Annotated in this window: 12 protein-coding genes; 10 read left to right on the top strand and 2 right to left on the bottom strand. The window is 72.9% G+C overall.

What is annotated here, in order from left to right; genetic code table 11:
- Nucleotides 1-3 precede the first annotated feature (3 nt).
- Entirely contained in the window at nucleotides 4-846 is an 843-nt protein-coding gene (locus IG05_RS0122015; protein ID WP_030345067.1) for a hypothetical protein, read from the top strand.
- A gap of 155 nt (nucleotides 847-1001) precedes the next feature.
- A complete protein-coding gene (locus IG05_RS0122010; protein WP_030345065.1) occupies nucleotides 1002-3056 on the top strand; it encodes a restriction endonuclease in 2055 nt (684 codons plus the stop codon).
- Nucleotides 3057-3287: 231 nt separating this feature from the next.
- Here IG05_RS0122010 and IG05_RS47945 read toward each other — a convergent pair whose 3' ends face one another.
- Nucleotides 3288-3527 (bottom strand): hypothetical protein, encoded by a 240-nt coding sequence (locus IG05_RS47945; RefSeq protein ID WP_158838991.1) that lies wholly within the window; start codon nucleotides 3525-3527, stop codon nucleotides 3288-3290.
- Nucleotides 3528-3738: 211 nt separating this feature from the next.
- Complete coding sequence (locus IG05_RS0122000; RefSeq protein WP_030345064.1) at nucleotides 3739-4455, bottom strand: hypothetical protein; 717 nt, start codon at nucleotides 4453-4455, stop codon at nucleotides 3739-3741.
- A 454-nt stretch (nucleotides 4456-4909) separates the two neighbouring features.
- On the opposite strand from IG05_RS0122000, the gene IG05_RS0121995 reads away from it, so the two are divergent.
- From IG05_RS0121995 to IG05_RS0121960, 8 genes are all read left to right on the top strand, one after another.
- Nucleotides 4910-5521 carry a hypothetical protein gene (locus tag IG05_RS0121995; RefSeq protein ID WP_030345062.1) on the top strand — a complete coding sequence of 204 codons (612 nt, stop codon included), beginning with the start codon at nucleotides 4910-4912 and terminating at the stop codon, nucleotides 5519-5521.
- A 53-nt stretch (nucleotides 5522-5574) separates the two neighbouring features.
- Nucleotides 5575-6687 carry a hypothetical protein gene (locus IG05_RS0121990; RefSeq protein ID WP_030345060.1) on the top strand — a complete coding sequence of 371 codons (1113 nt, stop codon included), beginning with the start codon at nucleotides 5575-5577 and terminating at the stop codon, nucleotides 6685-6687.
- 46 nt (nucleotides 6688-6733) lie between these two features.
- On the top strand, nucleotides 6734-7510 hold the full coding sequence (locus tag IG05_RS0121985) for a TIGR03936 family radical SAM-associated protein (protein ID WP_030345058.1): 777 nt from the start codon (nucleotides 6734-6736) through the stop codon (nucleotides 7508-7510).
- Between the two features lie 262 nt (nucleotides 7511-7772).
- Nucleotides 7773-12191: an Rne/Rng family ribonuclease gene (locus IG05_RS0121980; protein WP_030345057.1), complete on the top strand. Its 4419-nt coding sequence runs from the start codon at nucleotides 7773-7775 to the stop codon at nucleotides 12189-12191.
- 266 nt (nucleotides 12192-12457) lie between these two features.
- Entirely contained in the window at nucleotides 12458-12778 is a 321-nt protein-coding gene (rplU, locus tag IG05_RS0121975; protein ID WP_028422127.1) for a 50S ribosomal protein L21, read from the top strand.
- Between the two features lie 14 nt (nucleotides 12779-12792).
- On the top strand, nucleotides 12793-13047 hold the full coding sequence (rpmA, locus tag IG05_RS0121970) for a 50S ribosomal protein L27 (protein ID WP_023550764.1): 255 nt from the start codon (nucleotides 12793-12795) through the stop codon (nucleotides 13045-13047).
- A 148-nt stretch (nucleotides 13048-13195) separates the two neighbouring features.
- Nucleotides 13196-14644: a GTPase ObgE gene (gene obgE / locus IG05_RS0121965; RefSeq protein ID WP_030345052.1), complete on the top strand. Its 1449-nt coding sequence runs from the start codon at nucleotides 13196-13198 to the stop codon at nucleotides 14642-14644.
- A 485-nt stretch (nucleotides 14645-15129) separates the two neighbouring features.
- Nucleotides 15130-16677, top strand: coding sequence for an alkaline phosphatase D family protein (locus IG05_RS0121960; RefSeq protein ID WP_030345050.1), 1548 nt, complete (start codon nucleotides 15130-15132; stop codon nucleotides 16675-16677).
- The last annotated feature ends 566 nt before the right edge of the window (nucleotides 16678-17243 follow it).

Here is a 17243-nt window from a genome sequence, read left to right as displayed (position 1 = left end):
CCCGTGGGTCAGCCCCATCAGCGCGCCGAGGGCGCGGGACCGTTCATCACCGGGCTCTCCTGGCACCTTCCGGGCGGCGGTACCGCGATGTGGGAGTCGCGGCTCGCGCGGCGGCGCGGAGTGCTCGCGGTCCGCCCGCCCGGGGAGGCGACCACGCGGTGCGCGCGTGCAGACGCTGTGGCCATCTCCCGGCTGCGCAGGCTCAACGCCATCGCGGCGATCGCCTTCGTCGTCGGCGGGGCCCTCTTCGCGGTCGGCGCGGCCGTCGCCCAGCGCGGCCCCGGCGACGCCGTCGAGTGTGCCTCGGTCTACTTCGCCGGCGGCCTGTTCTTCACCACCGGCGGCTACGTCTCCCTGCTCCAGGTGATCAACGCGCCCCGCCACGCCGGCGGCGAAGGCCGGCTGGTCACCCGCCCCTGGCGGTGGTGGAGCTATGAGCCGATGCGAGTGGACTGGCTGGGCACGTTCGTCCTTTTCGCGGGCACGCTCGTCTTCGCGGTCGACCTGCTGGACTCCTTCCTGAGCGGCCTGAGCGTCCAGCAGACCGACCGCCTGGTCTGGGCACCCGACGTGATCGGCTGCGTGCTCTTCCTGGTCTCCGGACACCTGGGCTTCGTCGAGATCTGCCACGGCCGGTGGCGCTGCGTCCGGCTGCGCAGCCTGGGGTGGTGCATCGTCGCCGTCAACCAGCTCGGCTCCGTCCTGTTCATGGTCTCGGCGCTCGCCGCCTTCACCCGCCCGGCCACCGGCAGCATGGTGAACGCCGGCATCGCCAACTGGGGGACGCTGACCGGCGCCCTGTGCTTCTTCCTCGGCGGTCTTCTCCAGCTCTTCGAACGCCCATAGCTCCGGACCGGAGGGGGCTCTGTGCCGTCCACGCAATGAGGTCATTCGATATTCAGGACGGCGATTGCTGGATACAGTCGCTTTGTTACTCCTGGTTGTGGGGACAACCAGAGCTTGGTCGGCTGTGCCGACGTCCTGGGGAGGGCCTGTAGCGCATGAGTCGTCGCTCTGCTGGTTTTGTCGGTACGTGGGCTGAGATTCAGCGGCAGCAACAGCGGCAGGCGGAAGCCGAGGCCAGGCAGCGGCGGGAGGAGGCGCGGCAGGCGCGCGCGCACCAGCGGCTTGCCGCGCAGGGCCACCGGGAGTACCGCCAGGCGGAGGCCAGGCGGCTCACGGAGGAGCTGGAGGCACGGGTTGCCGTCCTGCGGGGTCTGCTGACCGCGGGCTGTCAGGCGCCGGCGTTCAGGGCATCGTCGCTGATGCGCGTGGAAGACGTCCCGCCTTTCGACCCGGGGCCGCTCGCGTGGCCGGTGCGCATGCCCGACCCGAACCGGTACCAGGCGCAGAGCGGCTGGACCGCGAACCGGCGAGCACAGGCCCAGGCGGAGGCGCGGGCCCGGTTCGAACACGACTGGCGGGCCGCCCAGGTGGCCGAGGCGCAGCGGCAGCAGCTGGCCGCGTTGCAGCGTGACCACGAGCGGCGGGCGGAGGCCCGGCGGGCCGAGGTACGTCGGCACAACGCAGGCGTCGTGGGGGTGACCGAGGGGGTCGGGCGGGGCGACCCCGACTCCGTGGTCGAGTACTTCTCCGCCGCGCTCTACGCCTCGACGGCTTGGCCGGAGGGGTTTCCGCGGCAGGTGGCGGCGGCCTACGACGGGGCGGCGCGGCAGCTGGTGCTGGACTGGGAGCTTCCCGGGTACGACGTCGTCCCGGAAGCGAAGTCGGTGCGGTACATGCCCTCTCTGGACCAGGACAAGGAGACTGCCCGTCCGGTGAGCCAACGCCGGGCGCTGTACCGGGAGGTGCTGGCGCAGAGCATGCTGCTGGTGCTGCACCAGCTGTTCACGGCGGACGAGTACACCGCCCTCGACTCCGTGGCCCTGAACGGTTTCATCGACGCCCACGATCCGGCGACGGGCAGGCAGGCGCACATATGCCTGGCGACGGTGATGGCATCGCGAGCGGTGTTCCGTGGTCTGCGTCTGGAGCAGGTGGATCCGGTCAGCTGTCTGACCGACGCCCTGAGGGGGCAGCTCGCGGCACGGCCCGACCAGCTCGGCTCCGTGAGGCCGGGCCGGCTGCCCCAGGACGTCGGCAGCCCTGTGGCCGCCCACGGCACGGATCACGAGCCGAACCTGTACGACATGGACCCGATCGCCTTCGAGTCCCTGGTCGCGGATCTGTTCCGGGCCATGGGCATGCAGGCCGTGACCACACAGCGCTCGAACGACGGTGGCGTGGACGTCGACGCGGTGGATCCGACCCCGATCCGAGGCGGCAAGATCGTCGTCCAGGTGAAGCGCTACCGCAACACCGTGCCGCCCACGGCCGTACGCGACCTTTACGGCACGGTCCAGGACGTCGGCGCCAACAAGGGCGTGCTGGTGACGACCTCCGGTTTCGGACCGGGCTCTCGTACCTTCGCCCGGGGCAAGCCCCTGGAGCTCATCTCGGGCGGCGAACTCGTCGACCTGCTGCACAGGCACGGGCTGCGCGGACGCCTGGGGGAGGGCGGGCAGGCGGTCTCACCGCGGCCGGCGCCGTCCGGTCCCGCGGCCGCGTCCGATGACTACAACGTGCTGGGCATGCTGTGGTCCGGCAGTGTCGCTCTGGACGTGTGCGCGCTGGTCTGCCGCGGCAGCCGAGTCCTCAGCGACGACCACTTCGTCTTCTTCAACAACCCGCGGACGCCGGACGGTTCCGTACGCGTGGTCCCCGCTTCGGGGCCGGACAAGGCGGCTCTTCGCGTCGCCTTCGACGCGCTGCCGGAGGCCGCTGACCGGTTCGTGCTCGTGGCGGCCGTCGATCCGGAGGTGAATCCGGAGGCCGACCTTTCCGGGTTCACCGATGCCGGTATCCGGTTGCTGGACCCGGCGATGACCGAACTCGGGCGGCTTGAGGTGTCGGACGGGCGTGCCGGGGAGACCGCGTTGGTGCTCGGCTCCTTCCGGCGCAGATCCAACGGTGACTGGGACTTCGTGCTGGGCGGGAAGGGGTACACAGGGGGGCTGGAGCAGCTCGTCCAGGAGTACGGCATCGAAGTGGAGTGAGGGCACGGGCGAGGCCGGCGGCGCCTGCGGAGGTGGTCGGAGGCCGTACCGCGGCTTGAGTATGTCGGTGCCCCGGGCGGAGCAGGGGGCACAGACCGTCGGATGTGTCGGCAGGGCGGTCGGGAAGGGGAATTCTGCCCCTGTTCCCGACCGCCCTGAGGTGGGTGGAGTTCACATGCGCGGTTGTGTGGTGGTGTTGGTCGACGGACAGGAACTGCTGTCTTCAGTCCGTCAGTTGCAGAAGTTGAGGATGGGGAGAAGGCCGTTGCCGCACTGGAATTCGTCGCCGCCCCCGCCCCCGCCGCCGTAGGCCGGGGTGGCCTTGGCGACGGCGTGCGTGGCGGGCGTCGCGGCCACGGCGGAGGTGGCGGTTGCCACCCCCGCCGCGCAAGCGATGCCCACGGCGGCGCTCACCGCGAGTACTCGCGGAATCCGGGAAACGACCTTCTTGGGGTGAGGTGTTGTGTTCATGAACTCACCATGCACACTCCCGCGAGCGGTTGCTCGCCGAGCGCATCCGAGCGGGTGAGCCACCGAGCCACCCCGCAGATCGCTCGGTGGGGGTGGCGGTGTCGGTGTCCGCGAGTGCCGTGACGAACTGTCCGGCGTGCACGGGTGGTTGCGTGCAGCGACTCCGGCGCAGCCGGACGGCGACGGCCGCGACTCGCTGCCTCGACGGCGGTCAGTGCAGGATGCTGACGGCCCGCGCGATCACGAGGAGTGAGGTCAGGAGGGCGGAGACGCTCTGAACGCTCATCATGACTTTTGCGCGGGTCGACAGCGGCATGGTGTCGGTCGGGCTGAAGGCCGTGGAGTTGGTGACGGACACGTACAGGTAGTCGATGAGGGTGGGAACCCAGTCCGAGACGACGCTGGAGCCGTCGGCGACTTCCTGGACGGCGTCGTCGTTCTCGTCCTGCGAGAAGCGGAAGTCCGCGAGGGGCAGTGCGGAGCGGGGCGCCTGGGTGCGGCTGACCGGGCCGCCCCGGTCCAGCTCCCAGTAGGCCAGGCCGAACACGATGATGTTGGTGAGCCAGACCTGGAACGCCGCGACCAGCAGGGAGCGGCCGTCCTTCACCCCGGCGTACACCAGCTCGTGGATCAGGATGGTCAGCGCCACGAGGTTGCTGATCGCGATGACGGCCACCAGCGTCAGCGAGAGCACCCGGAAGGCCTTCGTCTGCCTGGTCAGACGTTTCGGGTTGATCGCGATGAGCGGGATGAGCAGCAGACACTCCAGGGCGGGGAGCACGTAACGAGGAGCGATCAGCAACCGTTGCGGCAGGAACAGGTACAGGGCGATCGCGGCAAGCGTCGCCACCACTGCCGGCAGCCGTGCCTCCCCCCTGCGCTCGTGCCGGGGATGCCTGGTCCTCGCGTCCGCACGCGTACGCGCCATACCGCCTCGCCTTCCGGTCGCTGCCACGGACAACGCCCCGACAGCCTTACATCCATCAGCCGTGCAGGCCGCCGGGCACCTCCAGCATCTACCCCGAGAGCACCGGGTATCGCCGCAGCGGTCGGGCGAGTCGAGGTGTCGGGAGGTGGCCGGACGGATCGGCCCTGCGTCTCGGTACCGATGCCATGGCCTGGCCCAGGTCCGCGAGTTGCTCATTCGCCGGGCAAGTCGGCCACGATCGGGTGACCTTGGAGGTGAGGCCGGATGCCCGCCGGGTGGCCGTCCGCCAGCCGTCCGCCCGGGCCAGGCGGACGCCCGCCCCGCACCTTCGGGTCCCGTCTCCTGCCGCGTCCCCGCACGGCAGGCGGCACCCGGCACCGCGGCGGCACGATGGGAACCGCGGCGGCACGATGGGAGGGGGAGCGGGCCGCGTGATCCGACGGGAGGAGCTGCCATGGCTCAGCAGACGGCGACGAAGGCACCCGCGAAGAAGCCCGTCGGCACCGGCGGGGTGTTCCTCTCGTTCGCACCGTGGATCATCTTCGGGGTGGTCGCCAGCCCCAGCACCTGGGAGTACGCGGCACTCGCCGCCCTGGTCGCCTCGATCGTCCTGTCGGGACAGGACATGCTGCACGGCAGACTCCGCGTCCTCGACATGACCGGCATCGTGTTCTTCGCCGTGCTCTCCGTCCTCGCGCTGGCCCTCGGCCGCGGGCAGCTCGCCTGGCTGGAGACGTACGCGCAGGTCATCTCCAACGGGCTGGTGGCCGTCGTGGCGCTCGGCTCGCTGTTCACCGACCCGTTCACCGCCCAGTACGCCCGCGAGCAGACTCGCCGGGAGGTGTGGGACTCGCCCGTCTTCCGGCACATCAACAAGGTGCTGACGGCCGTCTGGGGACTGGCCTTCGCGCTGATGACGGTCTCCACCTGGCTGGCCGTCCGGTACCCCGCCCAGGACGACTGGTTCAACTGGGTCGTCCCCGTCGCCCTGCTGGTGGTGGCCGTGAAGTTCACCCAGCGCTATCCGGAGGCGTACAAGGCGCGCATCGCGCCGACGGGCGCGTGACACGTTTTCCACATGGCCGGATCCGGACGGGCGGCCCGTGCGTCTAGCACGGTATGGACCTCCGGAAACCGCCACCACCGCCGTCCCGGCCCGAGGGATGCCTCGTCGTCGCCATCCGCCTGCCGGTGCGGATCGTCGTCCTCGTGCTGGTGGTGCCGGTGCGGATGGTCTGGGACGCGCTCGTCGTCACCGGGCGGTTCCTGCGGGACACCGTGCTCCGGCCGTTCGGGCGGGCACTGCTGTGGGCCGGCAGGGCCGTGTTCGTCTGGCCGTTCGTGGGCCTGTGGCGGTACGTCCTGGTCCCCGCCGGCCGGGCGCTGGGATGGCTCGGCACCGTCCTCGTCGTCGTACCGGCCGGGTGGCTGTACCGGTACGTCCTGACCCCCGCCGGGCACGCCCTCGCCTGGCTCGCGCGCGGGTTGGGCGGTGGGTTCGCGTGGGTGTACGCGCGCGTGCTCACCCCGGTCGGGCATGCGCTGGCCTGGCTGCTGAAGGGCATCGGCGCGGTGCTGGCCGCCCTCGGGCTCGGCGTGTACACCGCCGTCGCCTGGCTGGTGCGGTACCTGCTCGTCGTGCCCGCGCGCCGGCTGTACACCTGGCTCCTCGCCCCCGTCGGCCGGGCCGTCGCCTGGTGCGTACGGGGACTCGGGTGGCTGCTGGGCGTGCTCGTCACCGGCGCCGGCGTCGCCCTGTACTGGACGGCCCGCGTCCTGTTCGTGCTGCCCGCGCTGGCGCTGTGGCGGTGGGTGCTCGCGCCCGTAGGCCGGTTCCTCGCGGTCGTCGCGCGCGAGGTCGGCGACGCGCTCGGCCACGCCTGGCGGGTCGCCGGGCGGATCTCCCGGGCCGTGGGGCGGGCACTCGGGACCCTCTTCCGGTGGATCTTCGTGGAGCCGGTGCGCTGGGTGTACCGGAGTGTCCTCACCCCGGTCGGGCACGTCGTACGGGACGCCGTCCTGCGGCCCGTCGCCGACGCCGCGCGCGCGGTGGGCCGGGTCTCGCGCGAGGTGCTGGCCTCGGCCCGGGACACGGTGCGGCAGGCCCGCGCCGACGTGCGGCGCATGCTCTTCGGCGAGGCCCGGCAGCCGGCGCCGGTGGACCGGCGGGAACCTTCGGTCCACGACACACGTACTCTTGGTAGGAGTACGACCGCTCTCACGAAGGACTAGGACACTGGGCAAGCGACAGCCCGAAGGCCCGCCGCCCGCACCCGCGGTGCAGCGCATCCGACTGCGCTACACCAAGCGCGGCCGCCTGAGGTTCACCAGCCACCGAGACTTCCAGCGCGCCTTCGAGCGGGCTCTGCGCCGCGCCGAGGTGCCCATGGCCTACTCGGCCGGGTTCACACCGCACCCGAAGGTGTCGTACGCCAATGCCGCACCCACCGGCACGGGCAGTGAGGCGGAGTACCTGGAGATCGCGCTCACCGAAGCGCGCGATCCCGAGACCCTGCGCGTCCTCCTCGACGAGTCGCTGCCCGCCGGGCTCGACGTCGTCGACGCGGTCGAGGCGCGGACCTCGGGCCTCGCCGACCGGCTGACGGCCTCCGTGTGGGAGCTGCGGCTGGACGGCGTCGACCCGGCCGAGGCCCGGCGCGCGGTCGAGGCCTTCACCGGGGCCGGCAGCGTCGAGGTCCAGCGCATGACCAAGAACGGCGTCCGCACCTTCGACGCCCGCCCGGCCGTGGTGAGCCTGGAGACGCACGGTGCGCAGGCTGATAGGCCGAGCGACCACCCCTGTGCGATACTGCGGCTGGTTGTTCGGCACGTGACGCCTGCCGTACGACCCGACGACGTCCTGTCCGGTCTCCGCGCCGTGGCCGACCTGGCGCCGCCGGTCCCCGCAGCGGTGACCAGGCTGGCGCAGGGGCTGTTCGATGAAGAGACCGGCACGGTGACCGACCCGCTCGCGCCCGACCGCGAGGCTGCCGGGGCCCTGACGGCCCAGCCGGCCGCCGCCGCGACGGCGCCGATGCCGGAAGGTCCCGCGTAGGGACGGACGTCGTAGCGCCGCCCTCGTACTCGGGAGCCACCTGGGTCGGGCAGCGCACCGACCAGAAGACTTTCGCCAGGCCGTACCGACAAGGCGTACGGAACCGGCGAGACAGGACACAGAGTGCTCCCGTGCGGCGCCCGCGCCCCGGACGGCGGCCATCGCGTATCACGCGGGCCGCGGACGTCAACGGCGTACGGTCCCCAGGGACCGGCGCCGGACCAGGTGCGGCGCCCGGGAGCCTGACGGGAGAAACGCCCGCATGCTGGAGCCGACCGAACCCATCGAGGGTTCCGAACTCAACACCCCGAGCGACACCCTGCCGCCGCGCAGGCCGCGCCGCGCCGCCTCTCGCCCGGCGGGCCCGCCCGCCGCGGCCGGGGAAGCGCCCGCCGAGGTCACCGTGCCGGCCATACCGGCCGCCGACGCCGACGAGGTCGACGAAGTGACCGAGGACAACGAGGCGGCAGAGGCCGCCGAGGCCGAAGTGGCCGCTGCTGCGGCGCCCGCCGCCGAGGAGCCCGCTCCGGCCGCGCGTTCGCGCCGCCGGGTCGCCCGCCGGGCCTCCGCGCCCACCGGGTCGCCGACGTCCGCCGAGGCCGCCGAGACCGTCGTACCGGCCGCAGGTGAGCCGGAGAAGACCGCCGTGGCCGAGGCCGGTGCGGTCGTCACCGGCGAAGAGGCCGCGCCGCGCCGCACCCGGCGCCGGGCCACGCGCAGCGTCTCCGCGCCGACCGCCGCCGAGGCTGCCGCCGCCGGGGCCGGTGTGACCGCCCCCACCGGGTCGCCGGCGTCGGCCGAGGCTGCCGAGACCGTGGTCCCGGCTGCCGCCGCGCCCGTTGCGAAGGCCGAGGCCGAAGAGGCCGCCGCCGAGGAGGCCCCCGCCGAGCAGGCCGCTGCCCGGCCGCGCCGCCGCGTCGCCCGCCGCGCCTCCGCGCCCGCCGGTGCGCCGACGGCCGCTGAGGAGGCTGTCGTCGTAGAAGCGCCGGCCGTCGCCGCCGCGCCGGAGCGGGAGCCGGAGCCGGAGGCTGCCGCTGCCGACGAGGCCGCTCCCCGTCGTACGCGCCGTCGCGCCACCCGCCGGGTGTCCGCGCCCGCCGGCACGCCCGCGGCCGGTGAGGCCGAGCAGGCCCCGGCCGTGGCCCCGGAGCCCGAGGAGGAGCCGGCCGTCGCCGCGGAGCCCGAGGCTGCCGCGGCGGAGGAGGCCGCTCCCCGTCGTACGCGTCGTCGCGCCACCCGCCGCGCGTCCGCCGTCACTGAGGAAGCCGTGACCGCCGAGGCCGGCCAGGAGGAGGAGGCCGCGGTGACGGCCCCCGCCCCGGAGGTGCCCGCGCCCGCCGCCGAGCCGGCCCCCGCCGCCCAGGCACCGCAGGCCGCCGCCGAGGCCGAGACCGAGAGCGGATCGCCGCGCCGGTCCCGCCGCCGGGTGGCCCGCGCCGCGTCCGGGTTCGCCGAGCCCGCCCGCCCGGCCCGGTCCGCCGCGGCGGAGGCCGACGAGGCCGACGGTCCGCGCCGGCCCGCCCGTCCCGCCGTCGCCGTCTTCCAGCCGCCGGTCTTCGCCGAGCCCAAGTTCCAGACCCCGGAGCGGGCCGCCGCCGAGGCCGCCGCGGAGACCACCGACGTGGAGGAGCCCGAGGAGTACGCGGAGGAGCGCGCCGAGACCGGCACCCGCCGGCGCCGGCGCCGCCGTGCCGCCGCCGAGGAGACCCGCCCGGTCGAGGCCGCCGCCGAGGAAGAGGAGGAGGCCGAGGAGGCCCCCGAGTCGGCCGAGGACCTCGCCGAGGGCGAGGAGGGCGACGAGACCGACGGCGCCGAGGGCTTCGAGGAGTCCGGCTCGCGCCGCCGTCGCCGCCGTGGCGGACGCCGTCGCCGGCGCGGTGACGCGGCCGACGGCGAGTCCGGCGACGGCGTCGACGCCGATGGCGACGAACTGGCCGCCGAGCAGGCCGCGCAGGACGCCGAGGACACCGCCGAGCAGGAGGAGGAGGACGCCGAGGAGGGCCGCTCCGAGGAGTCCGGCGCCTCCAGCACCAGCAGCCGCCGGCGTCGTCGCCGCCGGCGCCGGGCCGGTGACACCGCCGCCGACGCCGAGCCGTCCGACGACGACCCGGAGCGCACGGTCGTCAAGGTCCGCGAGCCGCGCAAGGCCAGCGAGCCGTCCGACGAGGTGCAGTCCATCAAGGGCTCGACCCGTCTTGAGGCCAAGAAGCAGCGCCGCCGGGAAGGCCGTGAGCAGGGCCGCCGGCGCGTTCCGATCATCACCGAGGCCGAGTTCCTGGCCCGTCGCGAGGCCGTCGAGCGCGTGATGGTCGTCCGCCAGCACGGCGACCGTACGCAGATCGGCGTCCTGGAGGACGGCGTGCTCGTCGAGCACTACGTCAACAAGGAGCAGTCGACCTCGTACGTCGGCAACGTCTACCTGGGCAAGGTCCAGAACGTGCTGCCGTCGATGGAGGCCGCCTTCATCGACATCGGCAAGGGCCGCAACGCGGTGCTGTACGCCGGTGAGGTCAACTTCGAGGCTCTGGGCATGGCCAACGGGCCGCGGCGCATCGAGGCCGCGCTGAAGTCCGGCCAGTCCGTGCTCGTGCAGGTCACGAAGGACCCGATCGGGCACAAGGGCGCGCGTCTGACCAGCCAGGTCTCCCTGCCGGGCCGCTACCTCGTGTACGTCCCCGAGGGCTCGATGACCGGCATCAGCCGCAAGCTGCCCGACACCGAGCGGGCCCGGCTGAAGACCATCCTCAAGAAGATCGTCCCCGAGGACGCGGGCGTCATCGTGCGCACCGCCGCCGAGGGCGCGAGCGAGGACGAGCTGCGCCGCGACGTCGAACGGCTCCAGGCGCAGTGGGAGGACATCCAGAAGAAGGCCAAGAACGGCGGCAACGCGCCGACGCTGCTGTACGGCGAGCCGGACATGACCGTCCGGGTCGTGCGCGACATCTTCAACGAGGACTTCACCAAGGTCATCGTCAGCGGTGACGAGGCCTGGCAGACGATCCACGGCTACGTCTCGCACGTCGCCCCGGACCTGGCCGGCCGGCTGTCGCGGTGGACGAGCGAGGTCGACGTCTTCGCCACCTACCGGATCGACGAGCAGCTCGCCAAGGCGCTGGACCGCAAGGTCTGGCTGCCCAGCGGCGGTTCGCTGGTGATCGACCGGACCGAGGCGATGGTCGTCATCGACGTCAACACCGGCAAGTTCACCGGCCAGGGCGGCAACCTGGAGGAGACGGTCACCAGGAACAACCTGGAGGCGGCCGAGGAGATCGTGCGCCAGCTGCGGCTGCGCGACCTCGGCGGCATCATCGTGATCGACTTCATCGACATGGTCCTGGAGTCCAACCGGGACCTGGTGCTGCGCCGCCTGCTGGAGTGCCTGGGCCGCGACCGTACGAAGCACCAGGTGGCCGAGGTGACCTCGCTCGGCCTGGTGCAGATGACCCGCAAGCGGGTCGGCCAGGGCCTGCTGGAGTCCTTCTCCGAGACCTGCGTCCACTGCAACGGCCGTGGTGTCATCGTCCACCTGGACCAGGCCACCACGAACGGCGGCGGCGGCAAGCGCAAGAAGCGCGGCGGCCGCGGCGAGGCGCCGGAGCCCGTGCACGAGCACGTGCACGAGACGGCCGCCGTGGCCGTGGAGACCGGCGAGGCCGTCGAGCCCGAGGTGGAGACCGCCGCGGAGGTGGCCGCCGAGGCCGCCGAGCCGGTGTCCCTGCCGGCGCCCGAGTTCGCGCCGGACGAGGAGCTGTACAGCAGCGTCGCCGAGGCGGAGGCCGCGGCCGGCCGTGGCCGTACGCGGCGCCGGGCGAGCCGCCGGGCGTCGGCTCCGGCGGGCGCTCCGAAGGCGGAGCGTGCCGAGCGGGCACCCAGGTCCGAGCGGGAGTCCAAGGCCGAGCGTGCCGCCAAGGCGGAGCAGGCCCCGGAGACCGGGCAGGCCGCGGAGGCCCAGGTTCCGACCGCCCAGGACGTCACCGCCGAGGAGGCGGCGGCGCGCCCGGTGCAGCCGGAGCCCGCCGCGGAGGCGCTGGCCGAGCCGGTGGCCGCCGAGGACCAGGTGGTTCCGGCGCCGCAGGCCGAGGCCCCCGCCGCCGAGGAGGCCGCGCCCAAGGGCCGTACGCGCCGTCGGGCGACCCGCAAGGTGTCGGCCCCGGCCGGCTCCCCCGAGGGTGCCGAGGCGGCCGTGGTGACGGTGCCGGAGACCGCGCACGCGGCCGGGGCACCGGCGGAGCAGCCCGCTCCGGCAGCGGAGGCCCCCGCAGCGGAGGCCCCGGCCGCCGAGGCCCCGGCCGGGCAGCCGGCGGAGGCCGGGAGCGCCGCCCCGGCCCGCCCGCGGCGCCGTGCGGTGCGCAAGGCCACCGCGCCGACCGCGTCCGAGGAGGCGGCCGTCGTGGTCGTCCCGTCGGCCGCGCCGGAGGCAGCCGAGGCGGCACCGGCCGAGGCGGACGGGGTGACGGCCGAGGAGGTGGCCGAGGCGACCGCTCCGGCCAAGAAGGCGGTCCGCAAGACCGCCGCCAAGAAGACGGCGGCGAAGAAGACGGCCGCCAAGAAGACCGTGGCCAAGAAGACGGCCGCGAAGAAGACGACGGCCAAGAAGGCGGCGAAGACCGCCAAGACGGCCGCCGCGAAGTCGACGGCGAAGAAGACCACCACGGTCTCCACCGCCGGCGACGAGGGCTGACGCCCGCGGTGTGCGGCCGGTTCATGTGACCGGCCGCACACCGGTGGGGCCCGTCCCGAGTGACCGGCCCCACACCCCCCGGGGCCCGGTTTGACCCCCTCGCCCGTGGCCCCGTAACCTTGACCGTCGGCGTGTCCACTGAGCACGCCACATCCCCGTAAACCTCTTCCTTCCGGACGCAAGGCGGGCCGGGAGAGGTCGTCCGTGGTGTTCCTGGGCGACTGGCCTGCGGGGGTGCCGTTTCTTCGAGCGAAAGTGAGATCCGCGTGTACGCCATCGTGCGCAGCGGTGGTCGCCAGCACAAGGTTGCTGTCGGCGACATCGTTGAGGTTGACAAGATTTCCACTGCCAAGGTTGGCGACACGGTCGAGCTCTCGACCCTGCTCGTTGTCGACGGCGACTCCGTGACCAGCGACCCGTGGGTGCTGGCCGGCATCAAGGTCCAGGCCGAGGTCGTGGACCACCACAAGGGCCAGAAGATCGACATTCTGCGCTACAAGAACAAGACCGGCTACCGCCGTCGGCAGGGCCACCGCCAGCAGTACACGGCGATCAAGGTCACGTCGATCCCCACGGCTGCGAAGTAAGGGACTGAGGAGAAATGGCACACAAGAAGGGCGCATCGTCCACCCGGAACGGTCGCGACTCCAATGCCCAGCGGCTCGGCGTGAAGCGCTTCGGCGGTCAGGTCGTCAACGCGGGTGAGATCCTGGTCCGCCAGCGTGGCACCCACTTCCACCCCGGCGCCGGTGTCGGCCGTGGCGGCGACGACACGCTGTTCGCGCTGCAGGCCGGTGCGGTGGAGTTCGGTACCCACCGCGGCCGCAAGGTCGTGAACATCGTTCCGGTCGCCTGAATCGCCTGATTCACGCGCTGAACGCTTTCGCGAGGCGGACCTCACTTCCCGTTCGGGAAGGCGGGTCCGCCTTTCGCGTGTTACCCCCACAAGACATACCCGTACGCCCCCGGTCCCGGCCGGGGGGACCCCCAGGAGGCACCGAACCATGACCACCTTCGTGGACCGCGTCGAGCTGCACGTCGCCGCGGGTAACGGAGGCCACGGCTGTGCCTCCGTCCACCGTGAGAAGTTCAAGCCGCTCGGCGGCCCCGACGGCGGCAACGGCGGCCGGGGCGGTGACGTCATCCTGACCGTCGACCAGTCGGTCACGACGCTGCTGGACTACCACCACTCCCCGCACCGCAAGGCCACCAACGGCAAGCCCGGCGAGGGCGGCAACCGCTCCGGCAAGGACGGTCAGGACCTGGTCCTGCCGGTGCCGGACGGCACGGTCGTTCTGGACAAGGCGGGCAACGTGCTCGCCGACCTGGTCGGCCACGGCACCTCGTTCATCGCCGCGCAGGGCGGCCGGGGCGGTCTCGGCAACGCGGCGCTGGCCTCCGCCCGCCGCAAGGCGCCCGGTTTCGCGCTGCTCGGCGAGCCCGGCGACCTCCAGGACATCGTCCTGGAGCTGAAGACCGTCGCCGACGTGGCCCTCGTCGGCTACCCGAGCGCCGGCAAGTCCTCGCTGATCTCCGTGCTGAGCGCGGCCAAGCCGAAGATCGCCGACTACCCGTTCACCACGCTGGTCCCGAACCTGGGCGTGGTCACCGCCGGCTCCACCGTCTACACCATCGCCGACGTGCCCGGTCTGATCCCGGGCGCCAGCCAGGGCAGGGGCCTCGGCCTGGAGTTCCTGCGGCATGTGGAGCGGTGCAGCGTGCTGGTGCACGTGCTGGACACCGCGACGCTGGAGTCCGACCGCGACCCGGTCTCCGACCTCGACATCATCGAGGAGGAGCTGCGGCAGTACGGCGGGCTCGACAACCGTCCCCGGATCGTCGTCCTGAACAAGGTGGACGTGCCGGACGGCAAGGACCTCGCCGAGATGGTCCGCCCCGACCTGGAGGCCCGCGGCTACCGGGTCTTCGAGGTGTCGGCCGTGGCGCACATCGGACTGCGCGAGCTGTCCTTCGCCCTCGGCGAGCTGGTCTCCACCGCGCGTGCCGCCAAGCCGAAGGAGGAGGCGACCCGGATCGTCATCCGGCCCAAGGCCGTGGACGACGCGGGCTTCACCGTCGTACGCGAGGACGTCGGCGGCGAGCCGCTGTTCCGGGTGCGCGGCGAGAAGCCGGAGCGCTGGGTGCGCCAGACCGACTTCAACAACGACGAGGCCGTCGGCTACCTCGCCGACCGGCTCAACCGCCTCGGCGTGGAAGAGCAGTTGATGAAGGCGGGCGCCCGCTCGGGTGACGGTGTCGCCATCGGCCCCGAGGAGAACGCGGTCGTCTTCGACTGGGAGCCGACGGTCATGGCCGGCGCGGAGATGCTCGGCCGCCGCGGCGAGGACCACCGCTTGGACGAGGCCCGGCCCGCGGCGCAGCGCCGGCGGGACAAGCAGGCGGAGCGCGACGAGGCGCTGCGGGAGTACGACGAGTTCAACCCGTTCGAGTAGGGCTCGGCGGGCGCCGGCCCGGCCGCGGCCGAGCCCGCGGTGTGCTGACAGTGTGACGCGGAGAGGACCCCGGTCCTCTCCGCGTCGCGTTTGCGCGGTGCCGGCCCGGCCGGTCACCGCCGGCCCCGGCCCGGCCTTCCCCGGCCGGCTCCCTTTCACTCGCTTTTTCCGGACAACCCGCGACCCGGTGGCCCGGGCCGGTCCGCTCGCCGCCGTGGCCTGGTCCGGTGCACGGCCCCCCGGCTGACGGGCCCTCGGGAGGGCGCGAGACACGCCGGTGGGCGTCGGCGGCGGGGCGGATTCCGATCTACCGTCAGATCCGTTGTGGCGCGACGGTTTTCTCGTGCCGCAACGGGTCTCCTGTTGTCTCCCTGTTTGTCATGCTCGCGATGCGCTTGGTTCAGCAGGCGGACCGTCCGGCCGTGGGAACTTCCGACTGTCCGACGCACCTGTCCAAGTGGCCCTGTGGCAAAGGGAGTCAGCGCATGACCGCACCATCGCCCGATCGCCGCCGCTTTCTGACCGCCGGGGCCGCCGTCCTCGGGGCCGCGGCCTCCGCCCAGTTGTGGCTGCCCGGCACCGCCCGCGCCGCCGGCACCCCGCTCCCCGACGGCGTCTTCACCCTCGGCGTCGCCTCCGGCGATCCGCTGCCCGACGGGATCGTGCTGTGGACCAGACTCGCGCCCGACCCGCTGAACGGGGGCGGCATGCCCGATGCCGTCTTCCCCGTGGAGTGGGAGATCGCCGAGGACGAGCGGTTCCGCAGAACCGCCCGCCGGGGCACCGCCGAGGCCCGCCCGGAACTCGGCCACAGCGTCCACGTGGACGTCCGCGGCCTGCGCCCGGACCGCCCGTACTGGTACCGCTTCCGGGCCGGCGACCAGCTCTCGCCCACCGGCCGCACCCGCACCGCGCCCCACCCGCACCGGCGCGGCGGCGCGCTGCGCGTCGCCCTCGCCTCCTGCCAGAACTGGCAGCACGGCTACTTCACGCCGTACGCCGACATGCTCGCCCAGGACCCCGACGTCGTGCTCTTCGTCGGCGACTACATATACGAGTCCGCGCCCTCGGCGACGGCCGTACGGCGGCACGAGGGCAAGGGCGAGCCGTACACCCTGGTGCAGTACCGCAACCGGTACGCGCAGTACAAGACCGACCCCGACCTCACCGCGATGCACGCGAGCGCCCCCTGGGTGGTCACCTTCGACGACCACGAGGTGGACAACGACTGGGCCGGCGAGATCCCGCAGGACCCCGACAAGCAGCCGCACGACAAGTTCGTGGCCCGGCTGACGGCGGCCTTCCAGGCGTACTACGAGCACATGCCGGTGCGTGCCACCGCGATCCCCACCGGCCCGCACATCCAGATGTACCGCCGCCTGGAGTTCGGCCGGCTGGCCCGGCTCAACGTCCTCGACACCCGGCAGTACCGCAGCGACCAGGCCACCACGCAGGAGGGCGCCGAGGCGCCGACGCAGACCATGCTCGGCGCCGAGCAGAAGCAGTGGCTGCTCGACGGGCTGTACGACTCCCCGGCCCGCTGGAACCTCGTCGCCTCGCAGATCATGATGGCCGAGACCGATCTGCTGCCCGGCGACGGCAAGCTCTGGTACTACGACGCCTGGGACGGCTACCAGGTCGAACGCAACGCGCTGCTGGAGGAGTTCGCCGGCATCCGCAACCCGGTGGTGCTGAGCGGCGACCGCCACCTGACGATGATCAGCGACCTGCGGACGGACTACGCCGACCCCGACTCGGACGTGGTCGGCGCCGAGTTCGTCGGCACCTCCATCTCCAGCAGCGGCGACCAGGACCAGGACGCCTTCCACCGGCAGTGGGACCCGCTGATGGCGGACAACCCGCACTGGAAGTTCATCGACGCCCACCGCGGCTACCACCTGTTCGACATCCGCCGCGACGGCATCGACGCGCAGGTCCGGGCCGTGGACACGGTGCTCAAGCCGCAGGCGACGGCGAGCACCCTGGCCCGGCTGCGGGTGGAATCGGACGAGCCGGGCGTCCGCCTGGTGTGACCTGACCTGACCTGACCTGACCTGACCGGGCCTGGGACCTGACCGGGCCTGGGACCTGACCGGGCCTGGGACCTGACCGGGCCCCGGGCCCGGTCCGCCGGTGCCCGGCCACCGTGCGGGGGCCCCGCGCCGCCCCCGCACACCGGCCCGCGCACAGGTGTCCCGCACCGGCCTCACATCGGCTCGCACCGCCGGTGCCGGACGCCGTGAAACGGTCACCCACCCGGGCGAGACCGAAATACCGCGGAACCGCGATGTGGAATTCCGGCGGCAATGGACTGCCGGACGAGCCGCATTCCCGCCGGATCGCAACGCTGCCGCGCCGCATATGAAGAACATGTGCGGCCCCGTGCCCCGGGACGTGAAGATCCCGGCATCCCCTGGGAGCGCTCGCCGCCGGGGTGCCGAACGCCGTTCACGGATACCTGTGGACTTACTCACAGCAAATTCACGGGCGTTCACGCGGCCCGCCGTCAATCACCGGGAGTGCAAGGTGAATGACAGGTTGCGCGCACATATGCAGCGGAGGGCACTCACCTTGCACAGCGGTTACCGGAAGTGGGACC

The sequence above is a fragment of the Streptomyces sp. NRRL S-1022 genome, assembly GCF_000720135.1.
Lineage (GTDB): Bacteria > Actinomycetota > Actinomycetes > Streptomycetales > Streptomycetaceae > Streptomyces.
This window is presented reverse-complemented; position numbering and strand designations above follow the sequence as displayed.